The organism is Streptomyces sp. PR69, assembly GCF_026420845.1.
GTDB lineage: Bacteria > Actinomycetota > Actinomycetes > Streptomycetales > Streptomycetaceae > Streptomyces.
On the sequence record NZ_JAOWCB010000071.1, the window covers coordinates 1 to 3,702 of the forward strand.

1 protein-coding gene is annotated in these 3,702 nt (G+C 69.6%); it reads left to right on the forward strand.

Annotated features, from left to right (window positions below; genetic code table 11):
- Window positions 1-361: 361 nt before the first annotated feature.
- Window positions 362-3,694, forward strand: a complete 3,333-nt coding sequence (locus tag OF819_RS28890; protein WP_416370653.1) for a nitrate- and nitrite sensing domain-containing protein — start codon at window positions 362-364, stop codon at window positions 3,692-3,694.
- The last annotated feature ends 8 nt before the right edge of the window (window positions 3,695-3,702 follow it).

A 3,702-nucleotide genomic window follows, 5' to 3' on the forward strand; every position in this document is an offset into this window, starting at 1 on the left:
AAGTAGTGATCGCCAAGTCGACACGGCAATACGGCAGTTGTCGTAGACAAAACACGGGCGGGCTGTGTCGTGTGACACGGTCCGCCCGGCGGGTTCATAACGTTTCGACAGAGAATTCTCGGACTTTGGACACCCATCGCATCCGATCGGTGTCACTGTGCTGACATTGCCCCCGCCTTTTGGCGGGCCTCGCTCTTTATGCCCGTTTTATCGGGGGCGAGTGCTACCCGGAATGGCTGATTCCAGGTGTTTGGATCGGGGCCGGTCCACGTGCTGGAATTCGACGAACTCCCTAGTAGTACGGCTCTGAACGAAACACACGGCACACGGTTGGTGCCGACGCCGAGAGGTTGTTGGTCGAGTGAGGCGAAGCATGACGAGCTCCGCAGAGCAGCAGACGCGGGGCAACTTCACCCCGGCGCAGCGTGCGGCCGCGTCGTCCGCGGAGGAGCCGAGCACGCCCGCGACGCCCGCGGCCGGCGGCAGCCAGAGCCCGCTGTCCCCGCGCAACTGGCGTGTGCCCACCCGTCTGAACGCCATCCTTCTCATACCCGTGCTCGTCGGTCTGGTGATGGGCGGCTTCCAGGTGAAGCAGGCCGTGGACACCTGGGACGAGGCGGAGCAGGCCGAGAAGACGGCGCTGATCGTGCGCGCCGCCTCCAAGTACGGCCAGGCGCTGCTCAACGAGCGCGACCTCACCGCGCAGCCCCTGCTCACCGCCACCAGCGAGGACGAGCGCAAAGTCAAGGTCGTCACCGACGCCTACGCCGCCACGGACGCGGCCGCCGCGGAGTTCCGGGACGCCGTCAGGGACATGCCCGAGGGGCAGGGTCTGGAGCGCCGGCTGAGGCTCTTCCAGGAGGAGGAGCCCAAGCTCAGCAAGCTGCGCGAGGCCGCGTACAGCAAGGCGCTCGACCCGGTCGCCACCGAAGAGGGCTATGTCCAGGTCCAGCACTCCCTGATGGAGTTCTCCAACGAGCTCGGTCTGGGCACCGGCAACGTCACCAGCTTCGGCCGGACCCTGTACGCCGTCCAGCTGTCCAAGGCCGCCGGGTCGCTGCAGCGCTCCATCGGCATGCATCTGCTGGTCCGCCCGTCCGAGGACCCCAAGGTCCTCGCCAAGCAGACCGTCGCCTTCAACTCGTACAACTACCTTGAGCAGATCGCCGTCGCCGAGTACGTCTCCGGCGGCACCCAGGAGGACGAGGACCGCCTCAAGGAGGTCATGGCGGCGAAGGCCGCCGCGGGCGAGAAGCAGCTCAAGGCCGCCGGCCTGAACCCGCCCAAGGGGACCGACGGCTCCGTCCTCAGCGGCATGGCCGCCCAGATCGGCCAGGGTCTGTCGCCGGACGACCTCAAGGCGAAGGACATCACGCCCGAGACCTGGATGGGCGCGGCCACCGCGAAGTTCGAGGGCTACTCCGAGGTCGAGGCCGAACTCGTCGACAAGGCCGTGTCTGAGGCGTCGAAGATCGCCGACGACGCCAGGCGGGACGCCATCGTCATCGGCTCCGCCGTGGTGATCGCCCTGCTGACCGCCTTCATCCTGGCCGGTCTCATGGCCCGCCAGATGAGCCGCTCGATGCGCGAGCTGCGCACCGCCGCCTTCGGCATCGCCGAGCAGCGGCTGCCGATGCTGGTCGACCAGCTCTCCCGTACCGAGCCGGGCCGGGTCGACACCCGGGTGCAGCCGATCCCGATCGACTCCCAGGACGAGATCGGCGAGGTCGCCCGCGCCTTCGACCAGGTCCACCGCGAGGCCGTGCGGCTCGCCGCCGAGCAGGCCATGCTCCGCGGCAACGTCAACGCGATCTTCACCAACCTCTCGCGTCGCAACCAGTCGCTGATCGAGGGCCAGCTGACCCTGATCACGGATCTGGAGAACAACGAGGCCGACCCGGACCAGCTGGAGAACCTGTTCAAGCTGGACCACCTGGCGACCCGTATGCGCCGCAACGGCGAGAACCTCCTCGTCCTCGCGGGCGAGGAGCCCGGCCGCCGCTGGGACCAGCCGGTCCCGCTCGTCGACGTGATGCGCGCCGCCTCCTCCGAGGTGGAGCAGTACGAGCGCATCGAGCTGTCCGGCGTCCCCGAGGCCGACATCCACGGCCGGGCCGTGACCGACCTGGTGCATCTGCTGGCCGAGCTGCTGGAGAACGCCACCACGTTCTCCTCGCCGCAGACCAAGGTGCGGGTGACGGCCACCCGGCTGCCCGACGGCCGGGTCATGATCGAGATCCATGACAAGGGCATCGGCCTGACCGCCGAGGACTTCGCCGACATCAACCACAAGCTGGCCAACCCGCCGACGGTGGACGCCGCGGTCTCCCAGCGCATGGGCCTGTTCGTGGTCGGCCGCCTCGCCGACCGGCACGGCATCCGCGTCCAGCTGCGCCCCTCGGGCGAGCAGGCGGGCACCACCTCGCTGGTGATGCTGCCGGACGAGATCACCCACGGTGGCGGTGGCGAACAGCTCCCCGACGACGACTTCACCGTCTCGCAGATGATCCCGGAGCAGCACTCCTACGAGGCGGAGCCGATGCGCACCGCGGCGGAGCTGGGCTTCGACGACTCCCGCTACGAGAACGCGGACGCGGAAGGGCGTCAGCTCGACCCGGTGGGCCGCTCGCTGATCCGTGAGGAGCGCCGGGCGGCGCTGGAGGCGCAGGCCAACGCGAAGGCGGGCGACGGGGAGTACGGGCAGGAGCAGGCGTACCAGCGGGACTACGGCCAGGAGCAGCAGTACGGCTCCGAGTACGGCCAGGGCACCGCGTACGAGGACTCCGCGCATCGGGAGCCCGCGTACCAGGAGCCCGCGCATCAGGACTCCGCGTACCAGGAGTCCGGCCAGGAGCAGCAGCCCTTCGCTCCGGAGCAGGCGTACCAGACCTACCAGCAGGACTACAGCCAGGAGTACGCCGAGCACCCGAACGGGCAGCCGCAGCCCCCGCAGCCGTACGCTTACCAGGAGCACCAGCAGGCCGCATATGCGGAAGCTGACCTCCAGGCCCCGCAGGACTCCGGCGGCCAGCACTCCGCCTCGTACGACTCCGAGCCCCACCAGGCCAAGTGGCCGGATCAGAGCGGCTATCAGGACGCGTACGAGACCGAGTACCGCAGTGAATCGGAATCTGGTCCCGGCGCTCCCGCCGAGGGCTCCGACCGCGTAGGCTTCGACCATCCGGGAGCCGCTCCGAGCAGCGGCCACGCGCTGACCGACGCCGGTCTGCCGCGGCGCGGCAGCAGCCAGCAGTCGCCGCCGTCCCAGCAGCCCCAGCAGGCGCAGGGTCAGCAGCAGTGGCAGCAGCCCGCGGAGCAGGCCCCTGGAGCCGCGCAGAGCGGGCGGACCGAGGCGAACGGCAGCGCGAACGGAAGCGGAAGCGGGAGCGATGCCGGTCCCGAGGGCTGGCGCTCGGTCAACGACCAGCGCTGGCAGCGGGCGGAGAAGCTCCGAGACCCGAAGGCGGGCGGAGTGACCCCGTCCGGTCTTCCCCGGCGAGTGCCCAAGGCCAATCTGATCGAGGGCACAGCGGAGCAGACCCCGCAGGCCGGCCCCCAGGTGTCCCGCGCCCCTGAGGATGTCCGGGGCAGGTTGAGCAACCTGCGCCGCGGCGTCCAGCAGGGACGCAGCGCGGGTACGGACACGAACGGATCGGGCCTCGGCCCGGGTAGTACCTACAACCAGGAGCGTTAGTGTGAGCC